The sequence below is a fragment of the Pseudoxanthomonas beigongshangi genome (assembly GCF_016820515.1).
Lineage (GTDB): Bacteria > Pseudomonadota > Gammaproteobacteria > Xanthomonadales > Xanthomonadaceae > Pseudoxanthomonas_A > Pseudoxanthomonas_A beigongshangi.
Genome location: NZ_JADHDV010000011.1, coordinates 104,336 through 128,007, shown reverse-complemented (window position 1 = coordinate 128,007; position 23,672 = coordinate 104,336). Strand labels below are relative to the sequence as shown.

General features: G+C 68.3%; 24 protein-coding genes. 10 read left to right on the top strand and 14 right to left on the bottom strand.

Features of this window, described 5'->3' with window-relative positions; all coding sequences use genetic code 11:
• Nucleotides 1–10: 10 nt before the first annotated feature.
• The 3 genes from IQ458_RS10445 to IQ458_RS10435 all read left to right on the top strand — a co-directional run bounded on the left by IQ458_RS10445 (nucleotide 11) and on the right by IQ458_RS10435 (nucleotide 1,981).
• On the top strand, nucleotides 11–781 hold the full coding sequence (locus tag IQ458_RS10445) for an SDR family NAD(P)-dependent oxidoreductase (protein WP_203322737.1): 771 nt from the start codon (nucleotides 11–13) through the stop codon (nucleotides 779–781).
• A gap of 96 nt (nucleotides 782–877) precedes the next feature.
• Nucleotides 878–1,444 (top strand): elongation factor P-like protein YeiP, encoded by a 567-nt coding sequence (yeiP, locus tag IQ458_RS10440; RefSeq protein WP_183637177.1) that lies wholly within the window; start codon nucleotides 878–880, stop codon nucleotides 1,442–1,444.
• A gap of 75 nt (nucleotides 1,445–1,519) precedes the next feature.
• Nucleotides 1,520–1,981, top strand: coding sequence for a GNAT family N-acetyltransferase (locus tag IQ458_RS10435; RefSeq protein WP_203322736.1), 462 nt, complete (start codon nucleotides 1,520–1,522; stop codon nucleotides 1,979–1,981).
• A gap of 2 nt (nucleotides 1,982–1,983) precedes the next feature.
• Here IQ458_RS10435 and IQ458_RS10430 read toward each other — a convergent pair whose 3' ends face one another.
• The 3 genes from IQ458_RS10430 to IQ458_RS10420 all read right to left on the bottom strand — a co-directional run bounded on the left by IQ458_RS10430 (nucleotide 1,984) and on the right by IQ458_RS10420 (nucleotide 5,799).
• Nucleotides 1,984–3,876, bottom strand: a complete 1,893-nt coding sequence (locus IQ458_RS10430; RefSeq protein ID WP_425504668.1) for a DUF7844 domain-containing protein — start codon at nucleotides 3,874–3,876, stop codon at nucleotides 1,984–1,986.
• Nucleotides 3,873–4,172, bottom strand: a complete 300-nt coding sequence (locus IQ458_RS10425; protein WP_183637183.1) for a DUF2388 domain-containing protein — start codon at nucleotides 4,170–4,172, stop codon at nucleotides 3,873–3,875. The genes IQ458_RS10430 and IQ458_RS10425 overlap by 4 nt, the downstream gene beginning before the upstream one ends.
• Nucleotides 4,173–4,407: 235 nt before the next feature.
• Nucleotides 4,408–5,799, bottom strand: a complete 1,392-nt coding sequence (locus IQ458_RS10420; protein ID WP_203322735.1) for an FAD-binding oxidoreductase — start codon at nucleotides 5,797–5,799, stop codon at nucleotides 4,408–4,410.
• A 186-nt stretch (nucleotides 5,800–5,985) separates the two neighbouring features.
• Here IQ458_RS10420 and serA point away from each other — a divergent pair, with 186 nt between their 5' ends.
• The gene (gene serA / locus IQ458_RS10415; protein WP_203322734.1) at nucleotides 5,986–7,227 is read left to right on the top strand and encodes a phosphoglycerate dehydrogenase; all 1,242 of its coding nucleotides are present in this window, start codon (nucleotides 5,986–5,988) and stop codon (nucleotides 7,225–7,227) included.
• An 86-nt stretch (nucleotides 7,228–7,313) separates the two neighbouring features.
• Nucleotides 7,314–7,997 (top strand): HAD family hydrolase, encoded by a 684-nt coding sequence (locus IQ458_RS10410; RefSeq protein WP_192198935.1) that lies wholly within the window; start codon nucleotides 7,314–7,316, stop codon nucleotides 7,995–7,997.
• 89 nt (nucleotides 7,998–8,086) lie between these two features.
• On the opposite strand, the gene IQ458_RS10405 is transcribed toward IQ458_RS10410, so the two are convergent.
• Nucleotides 8,087–8,686, bottom strand: coding sequence for an NUDIX hydrolase (locus IQ458_RS10405; protein ID WP_203322733.1), 600 nt, complete (start codon nucleotides 8,684–8,686; stop codon nucleotides 8,087–8,089).
• 146 nt (nucleotides 8,687–8,832) lie between these two features.
• Here IQ458_RS10405 and IQ458_RS10400 point away from each other — a divergent pair, with 146 nt between their 5' ends.
• From IQ458_RS10400 to mtnC, 5 genes are all read left to right on the top strand, one after another.
• The gene (locus tag IQ458_RS10400) at nucleotides 8,833–10,305 is read left to right on the top strand and encodes an amino acid permease (RefSeq protein ID WP_183637199.1); all 1,473 of its coding nucleotides are present in this window, start codon (nucleotides 8,833–8,835) and stop codon (nucleotides 10,303–10,305) included.
• Nucleotides 10,306–10,421: 116 nt separating this feature from the next.
• The gene (locus tag IQ458_RS10395) at nucleotides 10,422–11,846 is read left to right on the top strand and encodes an amino acid permease (protein WP_203322732.1); all 1,425 of its coding nucleotides are present in this window, start codon (nucleotides 10,422–10,424) and stop codon (nucleotides 11,844–11,846) included.
• A 79-nt stretch (nucleotides 11,847–11,925) separates the two neighbouring features.
• Nucleotides 11,926–12,570: a methylthioribulose 1-phosphate dehydratase gene (locus IQ458_RS10390; protein WP_203322731.1), complete on the top strand. Its 645-nt coding sequence runs from the start codon at nucleotides 11,926–11,928 to the stop codon at nucleotides 12,568–12,570.
• Nucleotides 12,571–12,671: 101 nt separating this feature from the next.
• On the top strand, nucleotides 12,672–13,232 hold the full coding sequence (locus tag IQ458_RS10385) for a 1,2-dihydroxy-3-keto-5-methylthiopentene dioxygenase (RefSeq protein ID WP_203322730.1): 561 nt from the start codon (nucleotides 12,672–12,674) through the stop codon (nucleotides 13,230–13,232).
• A 91-nt stretch (nucleotides 13,233–13,323) separates the two neighbouring features.
• Nucleotides 13,324–14,022: an acireductone synthase gene (gene mtnC / locus IQ458_RS10380; RefSeq protein WP_183637209.1), complete on the top strand. Its 699-nt coding sequence runs from the start codon at nucleotides 13,324–13,326 to the stop codon at nucleotides 14,020–14,022.
• Nucleotides 14,023–14,185: 163 nt separating this feature from the next.
• On the opposite strand, the gene IQ458_RS10375 is transcribed toward mtnC, so the two are convergent.
• The 10 genes from IQ458_RS10375 to hisG all read right to left on the bottom strand — a co-directional run bounded on the left by IQ458_RS10375 (nucleotide 14,186) and on the right by hisG (nucleotide 23,662).
• Nucleotides 14,186–14,770, bottom strand: a complete 585-nt coding sequence (locus IQ458_RS10375; RefSeq protein WP_203322729.1) for a YdeI/OmpD-associated family protein — start codon at nucleotides 14,768–14,770, stop codon at nucleotides 14,186–14,188.
• Between the two features lie 43 nt (nucleotides 14,771–14,813).
• Nucleotides 14,814–16,475 carry a calcineurin-like phosphoesterase C-terminal domain-containing protein gene (locus IQ458_RS10370; RefSeq protein WP_203322728.1) on the bottom strand — a complete coding sequence of 554 codons (1,662 nt, stop codon included), beginning with the start codon at nucleotides 16,473–16,475 and terminating at the stop codon, nucleotides 14,814–14,816.
• An 82-nt stretch (nucleotides 16,476–16,557) separates the two neighbouring features.
• Nucleotides 16,558–17,160, bottom strand: a complete 603-nt coding sequence (gene hisIE, locus IQ458_RS10365; RefSeq protein WP_183637219.1) for a bifunctional phosphoribosyl-AMP cyclohydrolase/phosphoribosyl-ATP diphosphatase HisIE — start codon at nucleotides 17,158–17,160, stop codon at nucleotides 16,558–16,560.
• Nucleotides 17,150–17,926 carry an imidazole glycerol phosphate synthase subunit HisF gene (gene hisF, locus IQ458_RS10360; RefSeq protein WP_192198929.1) on the bottom strand — a complete coding sequence of 259 codons (777 nt, stop codon included), beginning with the start codon at nucleotides 17,924–17,926 and terminating at the stop codon, nucleotides 17,150–17,152. Before hisF ends, hisIE begins: the two co-directional genes overlap by 11 nt.
• Nucleotides 17,920–18,687 carry a 1-(5-phosphoribosyl)-5-[(5-phosphoribosylamino)methylideneamino]imidazole-4-carboxamide isomerase gene (hisA, locus tag IQ458_RS10355; protein WP_203322727.1) on the bottom strand — a complete coding sequence of 256 codons (768 nt, stop codon included), beginning with the start codon at nucleotides 18,685–18,687 and terminating at the stop codon, nucleotides 17,920–17,922. The genes hisF and hisA overlap by 7 nt, the downstream gene beginning before the upstream one ends.
• On the bottom strand, nucleotides 18,687–19,286 hold the full coding sequence (gene hisH / locus IQ458_RS10350; RefSeq protein ID WP_203322726.1) for an imidazole glycerol phosphate synthase subunit HisH: 600 nt from the start codon (nucleotides 19,284–19,286) through the stop codon (nucleotides 18,687–18,689). The genes hisA and hisH overlap by 1 nt, the downstream gene beginning before the upstream one ends.
• A complete protein-coding gene (gene hisB, locus IQ458_RS10345) occupies nucleotides 19,283–20,356 on the bottom strand; it encodes a bifunctional histidinol-phosphatase/imidazoleglycerol-phosphate dehydratase HisB (protein WP_192198926.1) in 1,074 nt (357 codons plus the stop codon). Before hisB ends, hisH begins: the two co-directional genes overlap by 4 nt.
• A complete protein-coding gene (hisC, locus tag IQ458_RS10340; RefSeq protein ID WP_203322725.1) occupies nucleotides 20,353–21,462 on the bottom strand; it encodes a histidinol-phosphate transaminase in 1,110 nt (369 codons plus the stop codon). The genes hisB and hisC overlap by 4 nt, the downstream gene beginning before the upstream one ends.
• Complete coding sequence (gene hisD, locus IQ458_RS10335; protein WP_203322724.1) at nucleotides 21,459–22,751, bottom strand: histidinol dehydrogenase; 1,293 nt, start codon at nucleotides 22,749–22,751, stop codon at nucleotides 21,459–21,461. The genes hisC and hisD overlap by 4 nt, the downstream gene beginning before the upstream one ends.
• On the bottom strand, nucleotides 22,748–23,662 hold the full coding sequence (gene hisG / locus IQ458_RS10330; protein ID WP_203322723.1) for an ATP phosphoribosyltransferase: 915 nt from the start codon (nucleotides 23,660–23,662) through the stop codon (nucleotides 22,748–22,750). Before hisG ends, hisD begins: the two co-directional genes overlap by 4 nt.
• Between the last annotated feature and the right edge of the window lie 10 nt (nucleotides 23,663–23,672).

The following is a 23,672-nucleotide window of genomic DNA, read 5'->3' as shown; positions in this document are numbered from 1 at the left end:
GGTTTCCCGCATGCAAGTGTCCGCTACCCGCGCCGTCATCACCGGCGGCGTCTCCGGCCTCGGCTTCGCCGTGGCCCAGCATCTGGTCGCGCAGGGCGGCAAGGTCGCGCTGTTCGACGTCAACGACGACAAGGGCGCGGCCGCGGTCGCCGCGCTGGGCGAGGCCAATGCCCGCTACTTCCGCACCGACGTCACCGACGAGGCCGGCGTGACCGCGAACATCGCCGCCGCCAGCGAATTCCTCGGCGGGCTGAACGCCGCCGTCAACTGTGCCGGCATCCTCGGCGCCGGTCGCGTGCTGGGCAAGGAAGCGCCGATGCCGCTGTCGACCTTCCAGAGCACGGTGCTGGTCAACCTAGTGGGCAGCTTCAACGTGGCCAAGGCCGCCGCCAACCTGATGCAGCACAACGAGGCCGGCACCGACGGCGAACGCGGCGTGATCATCAACACCGCCAGCGTGGCGGCGTACGAAGGCCAGATCGGCCAGGCCGCCTACTCGGCCTCCAAGGGCGGCGTGGTCGGCATGACCCTGCCGATGGCGCGCGAGCTGTCGCGCTTCGGCATCCGGGTGATGACCATCGCTCCGGGCATCTTCTGGACCCCGATGGTCGATGGGATGCCCGAGGCCGTGCAGCAATCGCTCAGCGCATCGATCCCGTTCCCCTCGCGCCTGGGCAAGCCCGACGAATTCGCCGACCTGGTCGCCTACATCCTTTGCAACACCTATCTCAACGGCGAGACGATCCGCCTCGACGGCGCCGTCCGGCTGGCACCCAAGTAAGCCGGGATTGGGGATTCGGGATTGGAGATTCGCAGAAGCACTCCACCGAAACCCATCCCGCTTTTCCCGAATCCCCAATCCCGAATTCCCAATCCCATGAAAGCATTCGACATCAAGAAAGGAAACGTCGTCGAGCACAACGGCGGCGTGTACCAGATCCGCGACATCGACCGCAGCTCGCCGCAGGGGCGTGGCGGCAACGTGCGCTTCCGCTTCACCATGTACAGCGTGCCGGGCGGCAACAAGCTGGACGCCAGCTTCGATGCCGACGACAACCTGACCGAAGTGGAACTGCTGCGCCGCCAGGCCACGTTCTCGTACAAGGACGGCGACGCCTTCGTGTTCCTCGACGACGAGGACTACACGCCGTACACGCTGGATGCGGACGTGCTGGGCGATGACGCCGGCTACATCACCGACGGGCTGGCCGGTTGCTACGTGCAGGTCATCGATGAACTGCCGGTGGCCCTTCAGTTGCCGCAGCACGTGGCCCTGGAAGTGGTGGAAACCCCGCCGGAACTGAAGGGCGGCACCGCCACCAAGCGCCCGAAGCCGGCCAAGTTGAGCACCGGCATCGAAATCATGGTGCCCGAGTACATCACCAACGGCGAACGCATCCTGGTCAACACCACCACCGGCGAATTCGGCGGCCGCGCCGACTGACGCCGCCCACGGTTCCGGGGCGGGTCCGCGAGGGCCCGCCCTTTTTGTTTTTCATTCTTCAACCTGCAACGCGTCATGTCCGAGCCCCGCTTCCGTCTCGCCACCGCCGATGACATTGACACGCTGGTTCCGATCGTCCGCGAGTTCTACGCCGACGAGGACATTCCGTGGGACGAGGCGATGCTGCGCGAGGCGCTCGACGCCCTGCTGCGCGATCCCGCCAACGGTCGCCTGCTGCTGATCGAACGCGGCGGCACGCTGGCCGGCTACATCGTGGTCGGCTTCTGCTTCAGCCTGGAGTTCGGCGGGCGCTACGGCTTGCTGGACGAGTTGTACGTCCTGCCCACCCAGCGCAGCGGCGGCCTGGGCAAGCTGGCCCTGGCCGAGGTGGAAGCGCTGTGCCGGCGCGAAGGCCTGCGCGCGGTACGGCTGGAAGTCAGCGACGACAACGAGCACGCCCACGGCATCTACCAGCGCAGCGGCTACGACGCGCATCCGCGCCGGCTGATGACCCGCTGGCTGGACGAGAACGCCTGAGCTCAGTTCAGCTGCAGTCCGCCGGCCTGGCGATGCAGTTCGCGCAGGTGCGCGCCCAGCCATGCGATGTTGGCATCGACGGCCTCGCGATCTCGGGCCTGGGCCGGACTGAGCAGCGATCGGGCCTGCTGGTCCAGCTGCCGCTCCAGATCGCGCAGGCGTTCGCGCCGGGCCGCGCTGCCGGCCTGGAGCGCTGTCCGTTCTTCCGCCTGCGGCAAGCCATAGCCGGCGCCTTCGAGCAGATCCGCGGGGCGGCTCATCCAGGCGGTTTCCCGCAGCAATGTCCGCAAGGTCCCGGCCGCCGCGCCCAGCTCATCGCCACCTGATTGCAGGTAGCGACGCTTGAACGCCTCGCGGAACCGCGATTCCTGCTGCCGTCGCGCCGCCTGTTCGAGCACCAGCAACGCGGCGGCCGCCTTCAGATCGGCACGTTCCAGCCACGGACGCCGCTGTTGCGGGGACGTGGCCAGCCACTCCTCGACTTCGCGTTGCGGCAGGTCCGTCCGCGCGCGGGCGACCTCGAACAGGCCCTGGAAACGCTCGCGCAGTGAATCGAAGCGGTATCCCTCGCGCAGCGCCCGCGCCGGATCCGCCAGCACCGTCCCGTCGGCGATGCCGGCGCGTTGCAATCGCCGCGCCAGCCCGGTCGGGGTGATGCCGCCCAGATCCGCGTCGCCGAGCCGGGGCGCGCCGTCGCGCAGCAGCTTGTAGGTTTCCACCGCGCAATTGTTGCCGAGGAAGAAGTAGTGGCCGTCATAGCTCCAGTGAAGCTGCGCGGCACGCTCGACCAGCGTTGCGATTTCCGAGCGCTCCAGCCGCAGCGGCACGGATTGCAGGCCGCGCAGCTCGATCTTGGTGTACTCGTCGATCACCTGATCCAGCGGCAGCACGAACAGGCGCGAGGGATAGCGGCCGGTCAGCCCACGCCAGCTGGAAATCTGCAGATCGCCCACGAAGGCGCGGAACGACAGCACCCGGTGGTGTTCCAGGTCCAGCCGGCAATCCGGGCCGAGCGGCCGCCCTGGCGCGCAGATCACCAGCCGCAGCATGCTGTGCCCCCAGCGGCTCATCATCGCGTCGTTGCCTTCGGCCAGCAGGTAATCCACCTGGTAGATCCGTTCTGGATCCAGCGTGCCCAGCCGTCCGCCGGTCGCCGACGCCGCATCCGCGCCCGCGCCCACGTCGCCCGCATCGACGTAGGCGAATCCATCCGCGCATGCCGCACTCGCGACCGCGGGTGCCCCCCAGCGCTGCGTGAAGTAGCGGTACTGCGCCGGTCGCCGGCAGGCGTAGTCGGCATCCAGCAGGAAATGCTCCAGGTTCACCGCGACGTATTCGCGGGGATTGTGCAGTTCGTAAGGATCCGGGCTGCGTTCGCGGAAATCGTTGCCGCGCCGGCGCCCCATCAGCCGGGTCAGGCCCGGCGTGGCGCGGATCTGCCAGCCGGCCAGATCCAGCAGGCGCGGATCCCGTGACATCGCGCCGCTCGCGGAGCGATCGAGGAAATGTCCCAGTTCGTGCAGCAGCGCGGCCAGGGCCGGACGTCCGTCGCCCTCGCCCACTGCGGGCGAGGCCATGAGCCCAGCCAGCAGGTTCCGGTTGAGCAGCAGGCGATCACCGGTGGCGCGGCCATGCACCTGCGCGTCCAGGCGCGGGCTCCACTGCACGCGGATGTCGCGATCCAGCGTCGCGCGCATCGCCGGTGTCAGTCGCGCGACCGCCTCGGCCAGCAGTCGTTCGCTGGCGGCGATTTCATCGGGTTGGAGACCGGCGGAATCCAGCCGCAGGCGCGGCGATGCCTGCGCGTGCCCGGCGACGCAGGCGAGCGCCGCCAGCAGGGCCAGGGCGCGGAAGCCCGCGCCGGCGCGGCGCGGGTTCCGGCCGCCCGGATTCACAGCGCCAGGATGGCCTGCGCCAGGGCCATGTCGCTGGCCTCGCGCGCGTTCGTGTCGCGTTCGCGCAGGTGCCGCAGCGCAGCTTCCAGGCGCGCGCCGCGGATGCGGCCTTCGCTGGCCACGAAGCTGGCGGCGTCGTCACGGGCTTGCAGCACCACCTTGTCGTCGCCGGAGGAACTGCCCGACGAGGCGGAGGAACCGGCCGAGGAGGCGCCGGCGGAGGAACCGGCGAAGCTGCCGGCGAAAGCGGGAATCGAAAGGACCAGCAGCGCGCTGGCGACAAGCAGGCGTTTCATGCGCGGAAAGACACTCGAATCAGGGGTTGGCAAAGACTACCGCAAATCTCCCGAATCGCCTGAATCCCTCCTTGTAGGAGCGACGTCAGTCGCGACCGTGTCGTCCGGGCCGGCACCCCAAGCCGGGATCGGTCCTCATGGACCTTGACCCGGACCTTCCCGCTTGAATGCCGACCGCGCTTGCCCCGACCTTGCACGGTCGCGACTAACGTCGCTCCTACAAAAGCAGGTTCCGTCAGTCCGGGTCGAACAGCTTGCCCGGGTTCATCAGCCCGTTCGGATCCAGCACCCGCTTGATCCCGCGCATCACCACGATTTCCGCGGCGCCGCGCGTGCTGTCCAGGTAGGGCTTCTTGACCAGGCCGATGCCATGCTCGGCGGAAATGCTGCCGCCGTGCCGCCGCAGCGAGGCCGCCAGGAGCTTGGTCACGTGTTCGCACTGGCGGACGAATTCGGCATCGTCCAGGCCATCGGGCTTGAGCACGTTGATGTGCAGGTTGCCGTCGCCGATGTGGCCGAACCAGACCACCTCGAAATCCGGGTAGGCATCGCCCAGCAGCGCCTGGGTCTCGGCCAGGAACGCCGGCATCGCCGAAATCCGCACCGACACGTCGTTCTTGTACGGCTTGTAGCGCGCCAGCGCCTCGGTGATGCCCTCGCGCAGGCGCCACAGCTGGGCGGCCTGGGCGTCGCTCTGGCTGATCACGCCGTCGCTGACCCAGCCCTGCTCCAGGCAGGCCTCGAACGCGGCCATCGCCGCCGTTTCCTTCGCCTCGTCGCCGATCGCGAATTCGGTGACCACGTAATAGGGATGGACTTCCGCGAACGGCGGCTGCGCGCCGTGCGCCAGCACGTGCTCGAGCGCCCGCTCGGTGAAGAACTCGAAGGCTTCCAGTTGCAGGCGCGCGCGGAACTCGGCGAACACCCGCATCAGCACCTCGAACGAGGGCAGCGCCAGCAGCATCACGTTGGTCGGCGGCGGCGGGTCGGTCAGCCGCAGGGTGGCCTCGACCACGACGCCCAGGGTGCCCTCCGAGCCGATGACGAGCTGGCGCAGATCGTAGCCGCTGGAGTTCTTGATCAGCCCGCGATTGAGATCCAGCAATTCGCCGGTGCCGGTCACCAGCTTGAGGCCGGCGATCCATTCGCGGGTGTTGCCGTAACGGATGACCCGGATGCCGCCGGCGTTGGTGGCGATGTTGCCGCCGATCGAACAGGAACCGCGCGCGGCGAAATCGACCGGGTAGACCAGTCCGTGTTCGCGGGCAACGTTATGCACCGCCTCCAGCGCCATGCCCGGCTGCACCGTCAGGGTCCGATCGACCGCGTCGAAGGCCAGCACCTTGTTCATCCGCTCCAGGCTGAGCACCAGTTCGCCGTTGGCCGCCACCGCGCCGCCGGACAGGCCGGTGCGGCCGCCGGACGGCACCACCGCCACGCCGTTTTCGTTGGCCCAGCGCACGATGGCCTGCACTTCCTCCACTGTGGCCGGCAGCGCGATCGCCAGCGGCGCCGGCGTCCAGCGGCGGGTCCAGTCGCGGCCGTAATGTTCCAGCTCGGCGGCTTCGGTGGTCAGGCGCAACTCGGGCACGGCCTGCTGCAGCGCCTGCAAACGCGGATCGGTCATTGATTCGTACGGACGGCATCGGGGGAACGCCAGCGTGCCAGCGATGCTGCGGCGCGTCCAGACGGCGCGCCGGTTGCAGCCGAAACCATTTGGGAACCAGCGTTCCGGGGCATGTGGCGATGCAGCAAAGGCGCGCCGCTTCTGGCATAGTGGAAAGCCCTTCCCCGCCACCTCGCGCCCGCCGCAATGTCGACCAAGAAGACCTCCTATCCGAAGCAGGACATCCGCGTGCTGTTGCTGGAGGGAGTGAGCCAGACCGCCGTGGAAACCTTCCGCGCCGCCGGATACACGCAGATCGATTTCCACGACAAGTCGCTGTCGGAGGACGAGCTCAAGCAGCGCATCGCCGAGGCCCACATCATCGGCATCCGTTCGCGCACCCACCTGACCGGGGACGTGCTGTCGCATGCGCGCCGGTTGATCGCGGTGGGCTGCTTCTGCATCGGCACCAACCAGGTGGATCTGGAAGCGGCCGAGCTGGCCGGCATCCCGGTGTTCAACGCGCCCTATTCCAATACCCGCAGCGTGGCCGAGCTGGTGATCGCGCAGGCGATCATGCTGATGCGCGGCATCCCGCAGAAGAACGCCGAATGCCATCGCGGCGGCTGGTCCAAGTCGGCCGCCGGCAGCCACGAGGCGCGCGGCAAGACGCTCGGCATCATCGGCTATGGCCATATCGGCACCCAGGTGGGCGTGCTGGCCGAGGCGATCGGCATGAACGTGATCTTCCACGACATCGAAACCAAGCTCTCGCTGGGCAACGCGCGCTCTGCCACCAGCCTGGACGATCTGCTTGCGCGCAGCGACGTGGTGACCCTGCACGTGCCGGAGACCGCCGCGACCCAGGGCATGTTCGGCGCCACGCAGATCGCGAAGATGAAACACGGCGCGCACCTGATCAACGCCTCGCGCGGCACCGTGGTCGACATCGATGCGCTGACCGCGGCATTGAGGTCCGGCGCGGTCGGCGGCGCGGCGGTGGACGTCTTCCCGGTCGAACCCAAGGGCAATGCGGAGGCCTTTGAATCGCCGCTGCGCGGTATCGACAACGTGATCCTGACCCCGCACGTCGGCGGCAGCACGCTGGAAGCGCAGGACAATATCGGCGTGGAAGTGGCGGCCAAGCTGGTGCGCTACAGCGACAACGGATCGACCCTGTCGGCGGTCAACTTCCCCGAGGTCACGTTGCCCGGCCACGACGGCAGTCGCCGGATCCTGCATATCCACCGCAATGTGCCGGGCGTGCTGTCGCAGATCAACGAAATCTTCAGCAAGCACAACGTCAACATCGACGGCCAGTTCCTGCGCACCGATCCCAAGGTCGGCTACGTGGTGATCGACGTCACCGCGACCGAGGAGCAGAGCGCCGAGTTGAAGGACGCGCTGTCGGCGATTCCCGGTACCTTGCGGACGCGCATCCTGTACTGAGTTCATTCCCGCGGGCGGCCACTGGCCGCCCGCATCGTTTTGAAGCGGCTACTGGCCGCTCGCAACGTTTCCGGAGGAGAAAAACGATGGCCCGCGCGGATACCGCATTCCTGTTCGATCTCGATGGCACGCTGGTGGACAGCGTCTACCAGCACGTGCTGGCGTGGAAGGAAGCCCTCGATCGCGAGGGCGTGGATCTGTCGGTGTGGCGGATTCATCGCAAGATCGGCATGAGCGGCGGCCTGTTCACCCACATCCTGCTGCGCGAGACCGGCCTGGACATCACCGAGGATCGGCTGGATCGCCTGCGCCGCTGGCACGCCGAGGCGTATTCGCGGCAATCGGAACAGCGCGCGGTGCAGCCTCTGCCGGGCGCGCGCGAATTGCTGGCGTTCCTGACCGAACAGGGCATCCCCTGGGGCATCGCCACCAGCGGCCGGATGGAGACCGCCGCGCACAACCTGCATGCACTGGGGGTGGATCCGGCGCAGGTGCCGGTGATCACCCGCGATCTGGTGCGCCATGCCAAACCGGATCCGGATCTGTTCATCGCCGCCGCCGATCGGCTGGGCGTGGACATCACCCGCTCGCTGGTGATCGGCGACAGCATCTGGGACATGCTGGCCGCCCAGCGCGCCCGCGCGCTTGGCGTGGGCCTGCTGTCCGGTGGCTACGGCCAGGAGGAACTGGAGCGCTCGGGCGCGTTCCGTGTCTACGAGGATCCGGCCGATCTGCTGCGGCATATCGACGAGGTGGTGGCGCGCAGCTGAGCGCGGGGCCTTCCACCACCGATGTCTCCCGGCAAAACCATCGGCCGCGCGTCCAGGCCGCGACGCGCGATTCAATCGTCAACGGTCGATCAGGCCCCGGCCTGCGCCTGGGCGGCGAGCCACTTGCGCGCCATCCGGCTTAGCGATTCGTCGGGCTCGTCGGCGATCGGCGCGATCTCGCGCCAAGCCAGGTCCAGCGATTCCTCGCTAACCACGTAGCGTTCGTCCGCGCCGGCGCGAATCACGTAGCGGACGTCGTAGTGCCAGTGTCCCGGCACATCCTTGCGTTCCGGAATCCAGTGCCGGTCCAGATCGAAGATGGCGGTGTCGTCCAGCTTCAGATCCGGCAAGCCGGATTCCTCCTCGGCTTCCTTCAGCGCGACCTGGCCCATGTCGGTGTCGCCGTCGGCATGGCCGCCCAGTTGCAGCCAGCGCGCCAGCTTGCGGTGGTGGGTCAGCAGGGTGCGCCGGCCGTCGGCGCTGACCAGCCAGGCGCCGCCGGTGAAATGCCCCTCCAGGCGTTCGCGCAGGAACGGATTGCGCGAATCCGCCAGCAGTTCGAGGAAGTCCTCCACGACCGCGGCCTCCTCGGGCCAGCGCGCCCGATAGACCTGCAATTGTTCCATCAACGGTGATTCAAACACGCGCCTGCCCTGTTCAGTTATGCGGAGAATGATGCTCGCCGCCATTATCCCTCCCCGTGCTGCATCCGCGCTTGTGATCCCCGGCTCGCTTTGGCAAGGTACAGCGCTTCCGTGCGGGTGACCCACACACCCGTGACCGCCAAATGACAGGCACCGGCCAAGACCGGTCGCCAACTCCGGGGAAGTCGCGAATGCTCAAATCTTTGTTCAGGGTCAAGCCGGTCGAACCGGCCGGCCATGTGGATGCCGGTGAACCCTTCGAAGGCAGCCTCGATGGCGAGGCCACCCTCAAACGGACCCTGACAGCGAAGCACCTGACCATGCTGGGCGTCGGTGCGGTCATCGGCGCGGGCATCTTCGTGCTCACCGGCCAGGCGGCGGCCAACCATGCCGGTCCGGCCATCATGCTGAGCTTCGTGCTGGCCGGTTTCGCCTGCGCCCTGGCCGGCCTGTGCTATGCCGAATTCGCCGCGCTGATGCCGGTGTCGGGCAGCGCCTATTCCTACTCCTATGCCACCCTGGGCGAATTCGTCGCCTGGTTCATCGGCTGGTGCCTGGTGCTGGAGTACCTGTTCGCCTCCTCCACCGTCGCGGTGGGCTGGTCGGGTTACCTGGTCAGCTTCATCACCACCACGCTGCACCTGCCTTTCCCGATGCAGCTCACCCAGGCGCCGATCGACTGGAACGGCACCGACTTCGTTTCCACCGGCAGCCTGTTCAACCTGCCGGCGATCCTGATCGTCGCCGCCATCAGCGGCCTTTGCTACGTCGGCATCACCCAGTCCGCGTTCGTCAATGCGATCGTGGTGGCGATCAAGGTCACCGTCATCTGCCTGTTCGTCGGTTTCGGCCTGCAGCACATCGATCCGGCCAACTGGACCCCGTTCATTCCGCCGAACGAAGGCCCGGGCAAGTTCGGCTTCGAGGGCGTGACCCGCGCCGCGGCGATCGTGTTCTTCGCCTACATCGGTTTCGACGCGGTCTCCACCGCCGCCGGCGAGGCCAAGAACCCGCAGCGCGACATGCCGATCGGCATTCTCGGCTCGCTGGCGATCTGCACGGTCATCTACATCGTGGTGTGCGCGGTGCTGACCGGCATGACCCACTACAGCCTGCTGGGCACGCCCAAGCCGGTGGCGACCGCGCTGGAAGCGTTCCCGGATCTGTCGTGGCTGAAGACCGCGGTGGAAATCGGCGCCATCGCCGGCCTGTCCTCGGTGATCCTGGTGATGCTGATGGCGCAGCCGCGCATCTTCTACAGCATGTCCAAGGACGGCCTGATGCCGAAGCTGTTCGGCAAGGTCCATCCCAAGTTCCGCACGCCCTACGTCGGCACGATCATCGTCGGCGTGCTCGCCGCCATCCTGGCCGGCCTGATGCCGCTCAACGTGCTGGGCGAGCTGGTGTCGATGGGCACCCTGCTGGCCTTTGCCACCGTCTGCATCGGCGTGCTGGTACTACGCTATACCCGCCCCGAACTGCCGCGCCCGTTCCGCGTGCCGCTGGCGAACATCATCTGCCCCGTGGGCGCGCTCGCCTGCCTGTATCTGTTCTGGCAGCCCTTCGTGGAGCACTGGCCGATCTTCGTCGGCTGGACCGTGTTCGGCCTGCTGATCTATTTCAGCTACGGCTACCACCACAGCAAACTGCGGCAGAAGGCCTGAGGGCCCGAACGGGCCGGCGCACGGCGCCGGCCTTTTTCATTGCATGCATCATGACGGTGGCCGGGATATCGCCCGTCCATACGTCTTGATGAGGAACGACGATTGGAAGTGGATTGATGTTCGGACAACTCTGGGCCACCAAGCACCCCCATGCCAGCCATAGCGACGCCGAAGGCCTGAGCCTGCGCCGCACCCTCGGACCGTGGGGCCTGACCGCGCTGGGCATCGGCGCGGTGATCGGCGGCGGCATCTTCGTCATCACCGGCCAGGCGGCGGCCAACCACGCCGGCCCGGCGATCATGCTGAGCTTCGTGCTGGCGGCGATTTGCTGCACCTTCTGCGCGCTGGCCTATGCCGAGTTCGCGGCGATGGTGCCGGTGTCCGGCAGCGCCTACACCTACACCTACGCCACCCTCGGCGAACTGGCGGCCTGGTTCATCGGCTGGATGCTGGTACTGGAATATGGCGTCTCGGCCTCGGCGGTCGCGGTCAGCTGGACCGGCTATTTCCTCAGCCTGCTGGAACACTTCGACATCCACCTGCCCGCGGCGCTGGTCAGCGCGCCGCTGGACGCCAAGCTGCAACCGACCGGCGCCATCGCCAACCTGCCCGCCGCCGCCATCGTGCTGCTGCTGACCTGGCTGTGCTACGTCGGCATCCGCAAGTCCTCGGCGATGAACATGGCGATGGTGCTGCTCAAGAGCGGCCTGATCGTGCTGGTCATCGTGGTCGGCTGGAAGTACGTGGATCCGGCCAACTGGCAGCCCTTCATCCCGGCCAACGAAGGCCCCGGCAAGTTCGGCTGGGAAGGCGTGCTGCGTGGCGCCTCGATGGTGTTCTTCGCCTACATCGGCTTCGAGGCGGTTTCGGTGGCGGCGCAGGAGTCGCATAGTCCGCAACGCGACATGCCGGTCGGCATGCTGCTGTCGCTGGCCATCTGCACGGTGCTGTACATCGCGATGGCCGCGGTCATGACCGGACTGGTGCCCTACACCCTGCTGGGCACCGACGAACCGGTGGTCACCGCGGTGGCCGCGCATCCGCAACTGGGCTGGCTGCGCGTGGTGGTGGAAATCGGCGCGCTGGTCGGCCTGTCCTCGGTGGTGCTGGTGATGATCATCGGCCAGCCGCGCATCTTCATGATCATGGCCCGCGACGGCCTGCTGCCGCCGGTGTTCACCAGGATCCATCCCGAGTACCGCACCCCGCACATCAACACCGTCATCACCGGCATCGGCATCGCCCTGCTGGCGGCGCTGTTCCCGCTGGACGTGCTGGGCGAGCTGACCTCGATGGGTACGCTGATCGCCTTCGCCGCGGTCTGCCTGGGCGTGCTGATCCTGCGCCGGACCCAGCCCGACCTGCCGCGCCCGTTCCGGATTCCGGCCGCCTGGCTGATCTGCACCCTGGGCATCCTGTGCTGCCTGGCGCTGCTGTCGGCGATGACCGCGCACAACTGGTTCCTGATGGCGGTCTGGACGGCGGTCGGTTTCGCGATCTACTTCCTGTACGGTCACCGCCACAGCAAGCTGCGGCGCTGAACCACGCCACCGGGCCGCGCCTGCGCCCCGTCCTCGCGCCGTCCCGCCCAGCCGGGGCGGCAGGCGCTAAAATGGCGCCATGAACGCCCCCCTGCCCTATGACGCCGGACGCCTGAGCGAACTGGCGAAGCTGTTGATCAGCAACATCCGCGAGCTGTCGCAGGCCGGCTGGACGCCGGCCACCAGCAGCAACTTCTCGCACCGGCTGGACGATCGCCACGCCGCCATCACCGTATCCGGGCGCGACAAGCGGCGGCTGGAGGAAGCCGACATCATGGTGGTGGACTTCGACGGCAAGGCGGTCGGCAGCGACCACCGTCCCTCCGCCGAGACCCTGCTGCACACCCAGCTGTATCGCCGCTTCCCCGAGATCGGCTGCGTGCTGCACACCCATTCGCCGGTGCAGACCATCGCCTCGCGGCTGTACGCCGGCGCCGGCCACATCCGGCTGGAAGGCTACGAGCTGCTCAAGGCGTTCCACGGCAATACCACCCACGAGACCGAAATCCAGGTGCCGGTGTTCAGCAACACCCAGGACATGCCGACCCTGGCCGCCCAGGTCGACGCGTTGCTGGACCGGCAGCCGCTGTGGGGCTACCTGATCGACGGCCACGGCCTGTACGCCTGGGGCCGCGACATGGCCGAAGCTCGCCGCCACCTGGAAGCCTTCGAGTTCCTGTTCCACTGCGAACTGGAGCTGCGCAAGCTGGGTTGCCGGCGCTGAGCCGCTGATAACCCCGTGCCACGCCGCGCGCCTGCGCGGTAACTGGACCGGAACCAGGTGCCTGCTACCCTTGTATTCCCCACGCGTCGAGCCATATCGCCATGAGCCGCCTCCGCATCTTCCATGAAAGCGACCCGGTCACCCCCGAGTTCGCCAGCTACGATCCCGATTTCATCGCCACCGAGCTGCAGAAGGTCGGCGTGACCTTCGAGCGCTGGAAAGCCAACAAGGCGATCCAGCCGGGCGCCGCGCCGGAGGACGTGATGGACGCCTACCGCACCGACATCGACCGGCTGGTCAGCGAACGCGGGTTCAAGACGGTGGACGTGGTCAGCATCGCGCCGGACAACCCCAAGCGCGAGGAAATGCGCGCCAAGTTCCTCGACGAGCATTACCACAAGGAAGACGAAGTGCGCTTCTTCGTCGCCGGCTCGGGCCTGTTCACCCTGCACGTGGACGACAAGGTCTACGAGGTGGAGTGCGTCCAGGACGATCTGATCGCCGTGCCGGACAGCACCCTGCACTGGTTCGACATGGGGCCGGAACCGCATTTCGTCGCGATCCGTTTCTTCACCGAACCGGACGGCTGGGTCGGCCATTTCACCGGCACCACCATCGCCCAGCAGTTCCCGCGCTACAACGGTCCGACCCGGCCCGAGTAAGCCCGTTCCGCCTCCCGCGACGCGGTGGCGTGCCCGCCGCCGGGCGCCGCCGTTCCCAACTCATTCCCCATTCCCGAAATCCACCCGCCCCATGCTCCGCGCCATCCTCACCGATATCGAAGGCACCACCAGCAGCATCTCCTTCGTCAAGGACGTGCTGTTTCCCTACGCCCGCCGCGCCCTGCCCGGCTTCGTCCGCGAACACGGACAGGAACCGGAGGTGCGCCGCTGGCTGGATGCGGTCGCCACCGAACACGGCGCGATCTGCAGTGACGATGTCATCGTGGAGACCCTGCAGGGCTGGATCGATCAGGATCGCAAGCACACCGCGCTGAAGGCGCTGCAGGGCATGATCTGGGACGCGGGCTACCGCGACGCGGACTTCACCGCGCACATCTACCCGGATGCGGCGCCGGCGCTCGCCCGGTGGTACGAGCAGGGCTATCCGCTGTACGTGTATTCCTCCGGCTCGGTGCCGGCGCAGAAGCTGTTTTTCGGCCACAGCGACGCGGGCGACCTGACCCCGATGATTTCGGGCTGGTTCGACACCGAAATCGGCGGCAAGCGCGAGGCGGACAGCTATCGCCGCATCGCCGAGCGGATTGGCGCGCCGGCCGGCGAAATCCTGTTCCTGTCCGACGTGGTCGAGGAACTGGACGCGGCCCGTGAAGCCGGCATGCGCACCCAGTTGATCGATCGTCCGCAGGACTATCCGCAGCCCCGGCTTGACGGCGCCGCCAACGGCCATCCGCGCGTCACCGCGTTCGACGCCATCGAACTGCCGCACTGACGCTTGTTGCGAGCGATTCGCATTTCATCATCCGGCAGCGACAACGGCTAGACTGCGCGCCGTTGCCAGCCAGCCCGCGCTCGCCAGCACGTCCCGCCAGCCAGCATTCGCCAGCCAGCCGGGAACCGAAAACGCCCCGCCGGGGCGTTTTTCATTTGCGCCGCTATTTCGCGTGGATCTTCTCGCCGCGCGCCAGCATCGCGACCAGTTTTTCGATGCGGGCCGCCCGGGTTTCCGCCTTCTTCGCCGTGTGCACGCGCCAGCAGACCGCGTAGCGGTTGGTGCGGTCCAGGGTTTCGAAGAAGCTCGCGGCCTTCGGTGCCTTCGCCAGCGCCGCCGCCAGTTCCGCCGGCACCTCCATCACCGCCGCGCTTGCGTAGGCCGCAGCCCAGCGTCCGTCGGCGCGTGCCAGTTCGATTTCACGCAGGCCGCCCTCGCGCATCCGGCCCGAGGCGATCAGTGCCTCGGCCTTGCCGACGTTGATTTTCGACCACAGGCTGCGCGGGCGTCGCGGGGTGAACCGTTGCAGGAAACTCTGTTCGTCGAACGTGCGGCGCTGACCGTCGATCCAGCCATGGCACAGCGCCACCTCCAGGGCCTCGGCATAGCTCACGGAAACCACGCCCGCGTCCTTCTTGGCGATCCTCAGCCACAAGCCCGGAGTACCCGTATTCGCGGCGAGCCATTTTTCCCAGGCCGCGGCGTTGCGGAACAGCTTGATCGGAAGGTCGAGCGCATCGTTGGCCATCGGCATGTTCCTGTCGGGTTTTCGCCTGTCCCGGCGCGTGCCGCTATTCGGCCGCCTGCTGCAGCCGATAGGTGGTGGACGTGGCCTGCTCGCCCCGCCACCGATCGAATGCCCGCACGTCGATGCGGTGCTCGCCCGCTGCCAGATCCGTCGGCAGCGCGCCGCGCCAGAGGTGGGTGGAGGTGTCCGCTTCCGGCGAACGATCGTAGCCACGCAACGCGGTCGCGGTGTCATCCGCGATGTTCTCCGCCAGCAGCGCCGGATCGGCCTGCAGTACACGCCGCATCGGTTTCCATTCACCGCCGTCGATGCGATATTCGACCCGCGTATCGGCTTCACCCATGTAGACGTTGGCGTATACGCCGTAGGCCGGATAGGCGCCCTGTCGCAACACCTTCGGCGCGTGCAGGCCGATCGCCGGATCACCGGCGGCGCGCGCCACGTGGTAGCGCAACGCATAGCCGCCATCCGGCTGGATCGTCAGCCACGCGTAGCCGTTGGGAGTGCCGTCGCTCATGGTCGTGTCGGGGATGCCCTGCGCATCCTTCACCCCCGACCAGAACGCGCCGCAAGTGGCGCCGACGTTGTACTCGTGCAGTGGCTGCGCGCCCTGCCAGCCGGTGTCCGCGCCATGACGGTAGTGGCGCTGGTTGTGGGTGTGCGCGCTGATCAGCAGCACCTGCGTATGTTCCCGCAGCAGGGTGAACAGGCGTTCGCGGTCGGCACGGCGGAAAGTCTCCACACCCGGGAGGGGATCGAAGAACGGGATGTGCGCGGCAATCACCACCCGGCGATCCTTCGGCAAGGTCGCCAGATACTGGCGCAGGAAATCGAACTGCTCCTCGCGCAGGCCGCCGATGTAGGCCGGTTTCTGGCCGGGGCGATAGACCACGTCGTCCAGCACGATGAAGCTGGCCTGCGGCTCCTCCCACGCATAGGTGTCCGGACCGTAGACGTTGCGGAAACTCAGCAACGAGTCCTCGTCGGCCTGCGCGTCGAAATCCAGATCGTGGTTTCCGGCCACGTGCAGCCAAGGCACGCCCAGTTTCGCCGTCACCTGGTTCATGGCCGGATACAGGCTCAGATCATCATTGACGATATCGCCCACGCTCAGTCCCAGGCGGGCGCCGTGCCGGCCGACCAACGGCACCACGATGTCGCGCGCGTAGTAATCCACGTCGGTCCGCGTCTTCGGTTGCGGGTCACCGAACACCAGCATCTCCAGGCTGGAGCCGCTCCCGCGCCGCATGGCGGGCAACAGGCCGAAATCCACCTGGGCCGGGACGGCGGCGGCCGGAATGCCGCCGTACTTCAGCGCGGGCGACCCCTGCGGGAACAGATGCTGCCAGAACCGGGGCAAGCCGTCGGCGCCCGTCGGCACGGCGTACGCCGGCGGCTTTATCACGAAGACGGTGGCGCGCTCGCGTCCGGGTAGCCGGTAGCCCCCCCGCGCGTCGCTGACGGCGACATCGCGGCCGTTGGAGACCTTCACTCCGGCCAGGCCCTGTTCGCGCGGATCGCGGCGGCCGTTGCCGTTGGCATCCAGGTAGATCACCCCGGTCACTTCGGCCAACGCCTGTCCGGTGGCCGCGGCCGCCTCCTGCGTGGCCGCGGTGGCGTCCTCTGCCCGCGACGACGCGGACGCATCCGCAATGGCCAACAACGACAGGACGACGAGCGGCAGCCATACCACGCGCTGGGTCATATCCACGGATTCCGGCGACGCCCCTCGGGCAACCCGCCGATTATCGTGCGGCAGCGGCGTACCTCGCCACCGCGATGCAGGTTCAGGCGGAATGGCGGGCCGCGAGCAACGCCTCGACGTCGGCCAAACCCCGCCCGCGGCTGCGCAGCAGTACCAGCAGGTGATACAGCAGGTCCGCGCTTTCGCCGAGCAGCGCCGCCTCGTCCTGCGCCACGGCGGCCAACGCCGTCTCCACGCCTTCCTCGCCGACCTTCTGCGCAATCCGGCGCACGCCTTCCTCGAACAGCCGGGTGGTATAGCTGCCCGCCGGGCGCTCGCGCTCGCGGCGCGCCACCAGCGCGTCCAGTTCGGCCAGGAACGAGCCCGGCGCCTCCGCGAAGCAACTGGCGCGCTGGAGGTGACAGGTCGGCCCGTGCGGCACCGCCTGGACCAGCAGGGTGTCGTTGTCGCAATCAGCCTCGATGGCCCGCACTTCCAGCACGTGGCCGGAACTCTCCCCCTTGGTCCACAGGCGCTGCTTGCTGCGGCTGTAGAAGGTCACCCGGCCGCTGGCCAGGGTCGCCTCCAGGGCTTCGCGGTTCATGTAACCGAGCATCAACACGCGGCGGGTCGAGGCATCCTGCACGATCACCGGCAGCAGGCCGTCGCCCTTGTTCCAATCCAGTTGTTCCGGTTCAAGCGACATCACGCACCTCGGTGCCCTGCCCGCGCAGGTAGGTCTTCAGATCCGGAATGGCGATCCGGCCACTGTGGAACACGCTGGCGGCGAGCGCGCCATCGACATCGGCACGCTGGAATACCTCGGCGAAATGCTCGGGTTCCCCGGCACCGCCGGAAGCCACCAGCGGCACCGCGCACAGCGCGCGCACGGCGGTCAGTTGCTCGATGTCGTAGCCACGCCGCACGCCGTCGCTGTCCATGCAGTTGAGCACGATTTCGCCCGCGCCCAGCCGCTGCGCCTCGCCCACCCAGTCCAGCGTACGCACCGGCAGCGCGCGGGTACGTGCCGGATCGCCGGTGTACTGGCGCACCCGCCATTCGCCGTCGGCCTCGCGCACCGAATCGATACCGACCACCACGCATTGCACGCCGAAGGCCTTTGCCAGTTCGCCAATCAGCGCGGGACGTTCCAGCGCCGGCGTGTTGACCGAAATCTTGTCCGCGCCGGCGTGCAGCACACGCCGCGCGGTATCCACGTCGCGGATACCGCCTGCCACGCAGAACGGAATGTCGAGCAGGCGCGAGACCCGCTCCACCCATGCGTAGTCCACCGAGCGCCCTTCCGGACTGGCGCCGATGTCGTAGAACACCAGTTCATCGGCGCCGGCATCGCGGTAGCGCAATGCCAGCTCGGTGATGTCGCCCATGTCGACGTGATCGCGGAAGCGCACGCCCTTGACCACGCGGCCGTCGCGCACGTCCAGGCACGGGATGATGCGCCGGCTCAGCATGACAGCGCCTCGGCCACGCTGAAGCGGCCTTCCAGCAGCGCGCGCCCCAGCACGATGCCGGCACAGCCCTGCGCGCGCGCGGCGACGATATCGTCGAGCGCGCGGACACCGCCGGACGCCTGCACGCGCAGCCGCGGCGCAATCGCGCCCAGGTGCCGGTACAGATCGAGGTTGGGGCCGGACAGCATCCCGTCACGGGCGATATCGGTGCTCAGCGCGTGGACCAGTCCGCCGGCCTCGAAGCGGACCGCCAGTTCATCCAGGGTCACGCCGGCGTCCTCGGTCCAGCCGTGCACCGGCAATCGCCAGACGCCGGCGGCGTCCTGGCGCGTGTCCAGCGCCACGGTGATGCGCTCGGCGCCGAACTCGGCCAACCAGGCCAGCACCGCCTCCGGTTCGCGTACCGCCAGCGACCCGATCACCACCCGCGCCGCGCCGGCATCGAGCAGGCGCGCGACATCCTCGCGCGAGCGCACGCCGCCGCCGGTCTGGACCCGCAGCCCGGTGGTGGTGGCGATATCGCGCAGCAGCGGCGCCAGGGTGTAGCCGCCAGCGCGGGCCGCATCCAGATCCACCAGATGCAGCCAGCGCGCGCCCTGTTCCGCATAGCCGCGGATGACCGCCAGCGGATCGTCGCCATAGCGGGTCTCGCGCGCATAGTCGCCCTGCGCCAGCCGCACGACCCGGCCGTCGCGGATGTCGATGGCCGGATAGGCCTGGAAGTCCTGTTGCGCGCGCGCGCCCGCCGATACCGCGGCCATCATTGCAATCCCGTTTCGATGAAGTTCCGGATCAGCCGCGCACCGACCTCGGCCGAGCGCTCCGGATGGAACTGCGCACCGGCCACGCGGCCACGCTGCACCACCGCCGCGAACGGCTGGCCATGCTCGGTGCTCATCAGGCAATCCGCACCGACCGGCGCGGCGTAGCTGTGCACGAAATAGGCATGGCCGCCGTCCAGGCCAGTGGTCAGACCGGATCCGCGCTGCGTACGCAGCGTGTTCCAGCCCATGTGCGGGACCCGGATGCCGGGACCCGGCGACAATCGCGCCACCCGCCCCGGCAACAGGCCCAGGCAGGGCGTGTCGTCTTCTTCCGAATGTTCGAACAACAGCTGCATTCCGACGCAGACCCCCAGCAACGGGCGTTCCAGTTGCCGCAGCACCTCGATCAGTCCCTGCTCGCGCAGCCGCGCCATCACCGTGGCCGCGGTGCTCACGCCAGGCAGGATGACCCGGTCCGCGGCGCGGATGACCGCCGAATCCGCGGTGAGCGTGGCGGCCACGCCGAGGCGCTCCAGCGCGTAGCGGACCGAACCGATGTTGGCGCCACCGGCATCCACCAACGCCACCTGCATCACAACGCTCCCTTGGTCGAGGGCAGTTCCGCGCCTTCACGCCGGATCGCCTGGCGCAACGCGCGCGCCAGCGCCTTGAAGCAGGCTTCGATTTTGTGGTGGTCGTTGTCGCCGCGCACGCTCAGGTTGAGGTTGAGGCCGGAGGCGTCGCACAGCGAGCGGAAGAAATGCGGCACCAGTTCGGTGGGCAGATCGCCGACCCGCTCGCGGCGGAATTCACCGTCGAACACGAAGTACGGCCGGCCGCTGAAATCCAGCGCCGCGCTGGCCAGGGTTTCGTCCATCGGCAGGGTGAAGCCGTAGCGGCCGATGCCGCGCTTGTCGCCCAGCGCCTGCTTCAGCGCCTGTCCCAGCGCCAGGCCGGTGTCCTCCACCGTGTGGTGCTCGTCAATGTGCAGATCGCCCTCGGTGTCGATGCGCAAGGCGAAACCGCCGTGCTTGCCGATCTGTTCCAGCATGTGGTCGAAGAACGGCAGTCCCGTGCGGATGACCGGCTCGGCCACCCGATCCAGATCCAACTCCACGCGGATACGGGTTTCCTTCGTATTGCGCTGGACATCTGCCCGGCGCGGCGCATCGGCCAGTTCATGCGCGATCGACGGCCAGTCCCAGTCGCCGCCGAACTGCGAGGTCTTCAGCTGGAAACCGCGGATGCGCAGGTTGTCGGCGAACTGGATATCGGTGGGCCGGTCGCCGACCATCGCCGAGCGCGCCCAGTCGATGTCGCGATCCTGGAGATAGTGCAGGACCAGCCCGATGCCGGGCTTGCGGGTCGGACGGTTCTCTTCCGGCCAGCTCGGGTCGACCAGCACTTCGCGGAAACGGATGCCCTGGCTTTCGAAGATCTGCAGCATCAGATCGTTCGGACCATCGAACGACGCCTGCGGATAGCCTTCGCTGCCCAGTCCGTCCTGGTTGCTGACGATGACGAACTGGTAACCGGCGTCGCGCAGCTTCAGCAACGCCGGAATGCAGTCGCGCACGAACCGGATCTTCTCGTAGGCGTCGATCTGGAAATCGGCCGGTTCCTCGATGAGGGTGCCGTCGCGATCGATGAACAGGATCGGAGTCATGCCGCCGCCTCCCGCACGGCCAGTGCCGCCAGCACCCGTTCGTTCTGCTCCGGACTGCCGATGCTGATCCGCAGCGCATCGCCCAGTTGCGGCGCGGCGCGCTGGTCGCGCACCACCACGCCGGTGGACAGCAGCGCGGTGAACACTCGGTCGGCATCGTCGAACCGCACCAGCAGGTAGTTGCCCTGCGAGGGATAGACGCGACGCACGCCGGGAAGCGCCGCCAGCGCCCCCCGCATCCGCTCGCGTTCGCGCCGCACCCGTTCCACCCGCTGCCGGGTCTGCGCCAGCGCCGCCGGCGCCAGGCCGGCGAGCGCGAGTTCCGCGCAGGGCGCAGGCACCGGATACGGCGCCTGGCAGGCACGCAGCACGGCGATCAGTTCCTCCGCGGCGATCGCCACGCCGATTCGTGCGGCCGCCAGCGCGTGCGCCTTGGACAGCGTGCGCAACACCACCAGATTGGGGAACCGCGCAATCAAGTTGCTGGCCGAGGGAACATCGGAAAACTCCACATAGGCCTCGTCGACCACCAGCAGCGCACGACCGGCCAGGCGCCCGGCCAGGTCCGCGATTTCCTCCCGCGTACAGGCGCGTCCGGTGGGATTGGTCGGCGAGCACAGGAACACCAGCTTGGCGCCGTTCGCCAGCGCGGCGGCGGCCAGTCCATCCAAATCTGGCTCGAAGCCCTGCTCGGTATCGCGCAGCGGCACATCGATGAGCGGTGCGTTCTGCAATCGCGCGGACACCGCGTACATGCCGAAGACCGGCGAGCTGATCACCACCCCGTCGCGTTCCGGCACGCACAGCGCGCGCACCAGCAGATCGATGGCCTCGTCGCTGCCGCGGCCGATAAGCAACTGCTCCGGGGCACAGCCATACAAGTCGGCCAGCGCCGCGCGCAAGGCTGCTGGTTGCGGTTCCGGATAGCGCTGGCAGGTCGCGCCCGCGTCGGCCGGGTTGGACCAGGCCGACTCGTTGGCGTTGAGCCAGACATCCCCGCGCAAGGCTTCGGTGCGGGCCGATTTGTAGCCACCGAAACCGCGCAGGTCGGGCCTGACCAGACTCAGCACTCCGGCATTTGCCGCCTTGTTGTCGGGCGTATTCATGCCGCCTCCAGCCGCAGCGCGACCGCGTTGGCATGCGCATCAAGTCCCTCGGCGCGCGCCAGGGTCAAGGCGCACGCGCCGATGCGGCCGATGCCCGCGCGGCTGGCCGCCTGCACGCTGACGAAATTCTGGAAGCTGGCCACGCTCACGCCGCTGTAGGCGCGCGCGGCGCCGCTGGTCGGCAGCACGTGGTTGGTGCCGCTGCAATAGTCGCCCAGCGCTTCGGGCGTGTAATCGCCCAGGAACACCGAGCCTGCCGCTTCCACCCGCTCCAGCCAGGCGCGCGGGTCGCGCAGGGCCAGGATCAGGTGCTCGGGCGCGTATTCGTTGCTGACCGAGAACGCATCGTCCAGCCGTTCCACTTCGATCAGGCGCGAGGCGGACAGCGCCTGGCGCGCGATCGCCGCGCGCGGCAACGCCGCGAGTTGGCGTTCCAGTTCCACCGCGACGCGGTCGATGAGCGAAGGCGCGTCCGACAACAGCAGCACCTGCGAATCCGGGCCGTGCTCGGCCTGCGACAGCAGATCCGCCGCGACGAACGCGGGATCCGCGCCGGCATCGGCGATCACCAGCACTTCCGACGGCCCGGCCGGCATGTCGATGGCGGCCACGCCGGCCTGCGCGACCTGCTGCTTGGCCTCGGTCACGTAACTGTTGCCCGGTCCGAACAGCTTGTCGCAGCGGGGCACGCTGGCGGTGCCGAACGCCATCGCCGCGATCGCCTGCGCGCCGCCCAACTTGAACACGCGGGTCACACCGGTCATCCGCGCGGCCACCAGCACGGCGGGATCGGCGCTGCCGTCGGCGCGCGGCGGCGTGCACAGCACCACCTCGCGGCAACCGGCCAGGCGCGCCGGCACGCCCAGCATCAATGCGGTGGAAGGCAACGGCGCACTGCCGGCCGGGACGTACAGGCCCACCCGCGCAATCGGCCGGATCATCCGTTCGCAAAGCACGCCGGGTGCGGTTTCGACCGCGTACGGCTGGGCCATGCCCGCGCGGTGGAAGGCTTCGATGCGGGCGACCGCCTCCTCCATCGCCTGCTTCAGCGCCGGCGCCACCGCCGCTTCGGCGGCGGCGAACTCCGCCGCGGGCACTTCGAAATCGTCCAGCGCCACACCGTCGAAACGGCTGGTGAATTCGCGCAGCGCCGGGTCGCCGAGCTGGCGCACTTCCGCCAGCACCGCGGCGACCGCGTCGCGGGTGCGCTGGGCCACCACCTGCACCGGACGGCGCAGGGCGGCGCGGCGTTGTTCGCCATCGAGGCGGGACCAGATCAAGCGATTCATGCCAGCGACCTCTCGACCGAAAGCACCATCAATCCCTGCGCGCCGGCGCGTTCCAGTTCTTCCAGCCGCTGCCAGGTGATGGCGCCGTGGCACATGGTCTGCAGCGACAGCGGACCTTCGCCGGAACCGGGCAGTTGGACCAGCGGTTCCGCATCCGGCAGCAGGCGCGAAAGTTCGGCGACGGTGTCGCGGTTGGCGCGGAACATCAGCAGCTTGCTGTCCTTGAGCTTGAGCACGCCGTCGACCCGGCGCAGCAGCATCGCCGCCAGTCCCGCGCGCTCGTCCTCGAACTCGCGGACCGGACCGGCCAACACGGCCTCGCTGTCCAGCAGGGTTTCCACCGGCTTGAGCTGGTTGGCCGCCAGGGTCGCGCCGCTGGAAACCAGATCGCAGATCAGGTCGGCGGTGCCCAGGCGCGGGGCGATTTCCACAGAACCCGACAACTCCACCACACCCGCTTCCACGCCCTGGCGCCGCAGCCAGTCCGACAGGATTGCCGGATAGCTGGTGGCGATGCGCAGGCCCTGCAGTTGCGCCGCGCCCAGCCATTCCCAGTTGTCCGGCACCGCCAGCATCAGCCGGCACTGGCCGAAGCCGAGCGGACGCAGTTCCCGGTAGGCCGCCGGCAGGCCGATGCGCGCGCGTTCGCCGGCCTGTTCGTCCAGTTCGTTGCGGCCGACCACGCCGAAGTCGCACACGCCGTCGGCAATCAGGCCCGGAATGTCGTCGTCGCGCACCAGCAGCAGGTCGATCGGCAGCGATTCGCCGTAGCAGAACAGCTTGTCGCGGCTCTCGCGCCAACTCAGTCCGCAGGCGGCGAGCAGCGCGCGCGCGGGTTCGGCCAGGCGGCCACTTTTCTGGATGGCGATGCGCAGGCGATCGCGCGTCGCGGGTACAACCCTGGGACTCATGGGAGGAAAC

Excerpts from the sequence above, each read along its gene's own strand:
- IQ458_RS10445 (WP_203322737.1), top strand. The coding sequence starts at position 11 with ATGCAAGTGTCCGCTACCCGCGCCGTCATCACCGGCGGCGTCTCCGGC.
- yeiP (WP_183637177.1), top strand. The coding sequence starts at position 878 with ATGAAAGCATTCGACATCAAGAAAGGAAACGTCGTCGAGCACAACGGC.
- IQ458_RS10435 (WP_203322736.1), top strand. The coding sequence starts at position 1,520 with ATGTCCGAGCCCCGCTTCCGTCTCGCCACCGCCGATGACATTGACACG.
- IQ458_RS10425 (WP_183637183.1), bottom strand. The coding sequence starts at position 4,172 with ATGAAACGCCTGCTTGTCGCCAGCGCGCTGCTGGTCCTTTCGATTCCC.
- IQ458_RS10420 (WP_203322735.1), bottom strand. The coding sequence starts at position 5,799 with ATGACCGATCCGCGTTTGCAGGCGCTGCAGCAGGCCGTGCCCGAGTTG.
- serA (WP_203322734.1), top strand. The coding sequence starts at position 5,986 with ATGTCGACCAAGAAGACCTCCTATCCGAAGCAGGACATCCGCGTGCTG.
- IQ458_RS10410 (WP_192198935.1), top strand. The coding sequence starts at position 7,314 with ATGGCCCGCGCGGATACCGCATTCCTGTTCGATCTCGATGGCACGCTG.
- IQ458_RS10405 (WP_203322733.1), bottom strand. The coding sequence starts at position 8,686 with ATGGCGGCGAGCATCATTCTCCGCATAACTGAACAGGGCAGGCGCGTG.
- IQ458_RS10400 (WP_183637199.1), top strand. The coding sequence starts at position 8,833 with ATGCTCAAATCTTTGTTCAGGGTCAAGCCGGTCGAACCGGCCGGCCAT.
- IQ458_RS10395 (WP_203322732.1), top strand. The coding sequence starts at position 10,422 with ATGTTCGGACAACTCTGGGCCACCAAGCACCCCCATGCCAGCCATAGC.
- IQ458_RS10390 (WP_203322731.1), top strand. The coding sequence starts at position 11,926 with ATGAACGCCCCCCTGCCCTATGACGCCGGACGCCTGAGCGAACTGGCG.
- IQ458_RS10385 (WP_203322730.1), top strand. The coding sequence starts at position 12,672 with ATGAGCCGCCTCCGCATCTTCCATGAAAGCGACCCGGTCACCCCCGAG.
- mtnC (WP_183637209.1), top strand. The coding sequence starts at position 13,324 with ATGCTCCGCGCCATCCTCACCGATATCGAAGGCACCACCAGCAGCATC.
- IQ458_RS10375 (WP_203322729.1), bottom strand. The coding sequence starts at position 14,770 with ATGGCCAACGATGCGCTCGACCTTCCGATCAAGCTGTTCCGCAACGCC.
- IQ458_RS10370 (WP_203322728.1), bottom strand. The coding sequence starts at position 16,475 with ATGACCCAGCGCGTGGTATGGCTGCCGCTCGTCGTCCTGTCGTTGTTG.
- hisIE (WP_183637219.1), bottom strand. The coding sequence starts at position 17,160 with ATGTCGCTTGAACCGGAACAACTGGATTGGAACAAGGGCGACGGCCTG.
- hisF (WP_192198929.1), bottom strand. The coding sequence starts at position 17,926 with ATGCTGAGCCGGCGCATCATCCCGTGCCTGGACGTGCGCGACGGCCGC.
- hisA (WP_203322727.1), bottom strand. The coding sequence starts at position 18,687 with ATGGCCGCGGTATCGGCGGGCGCGCGCGCGCAACAGGACTTCCAGGCC.
- hisB (WP_192198926.1), bottom strand. The coding sequence starts at position 20,356 with ATGACTCCGATCCTGTTCATCGATCGCGACGGCACCCTCATCGAGGAA.
- hisC (WP_203322725.1), bottom strand. The coding sequence starts at position 21,462 with ATGAATACGCCCGACAACAAGGCGGCAAATGCCGGAGTGCTGAGTCTG.
- hisD (WP_203322724.1), bottom strand. The coding sequence starts at position 22,751 with ATGAATCGCTTGATCTGGTCCCGCCTCGATGGCGAACAACGCCGCGCC.
- hisG (WP_203322723.1), bottom strand. The coding sequence starts at position 23,662 with ATGAGTCCCAGGGTTGTACCCGCGACGCGCGATCGCCTGCGCATCGCC.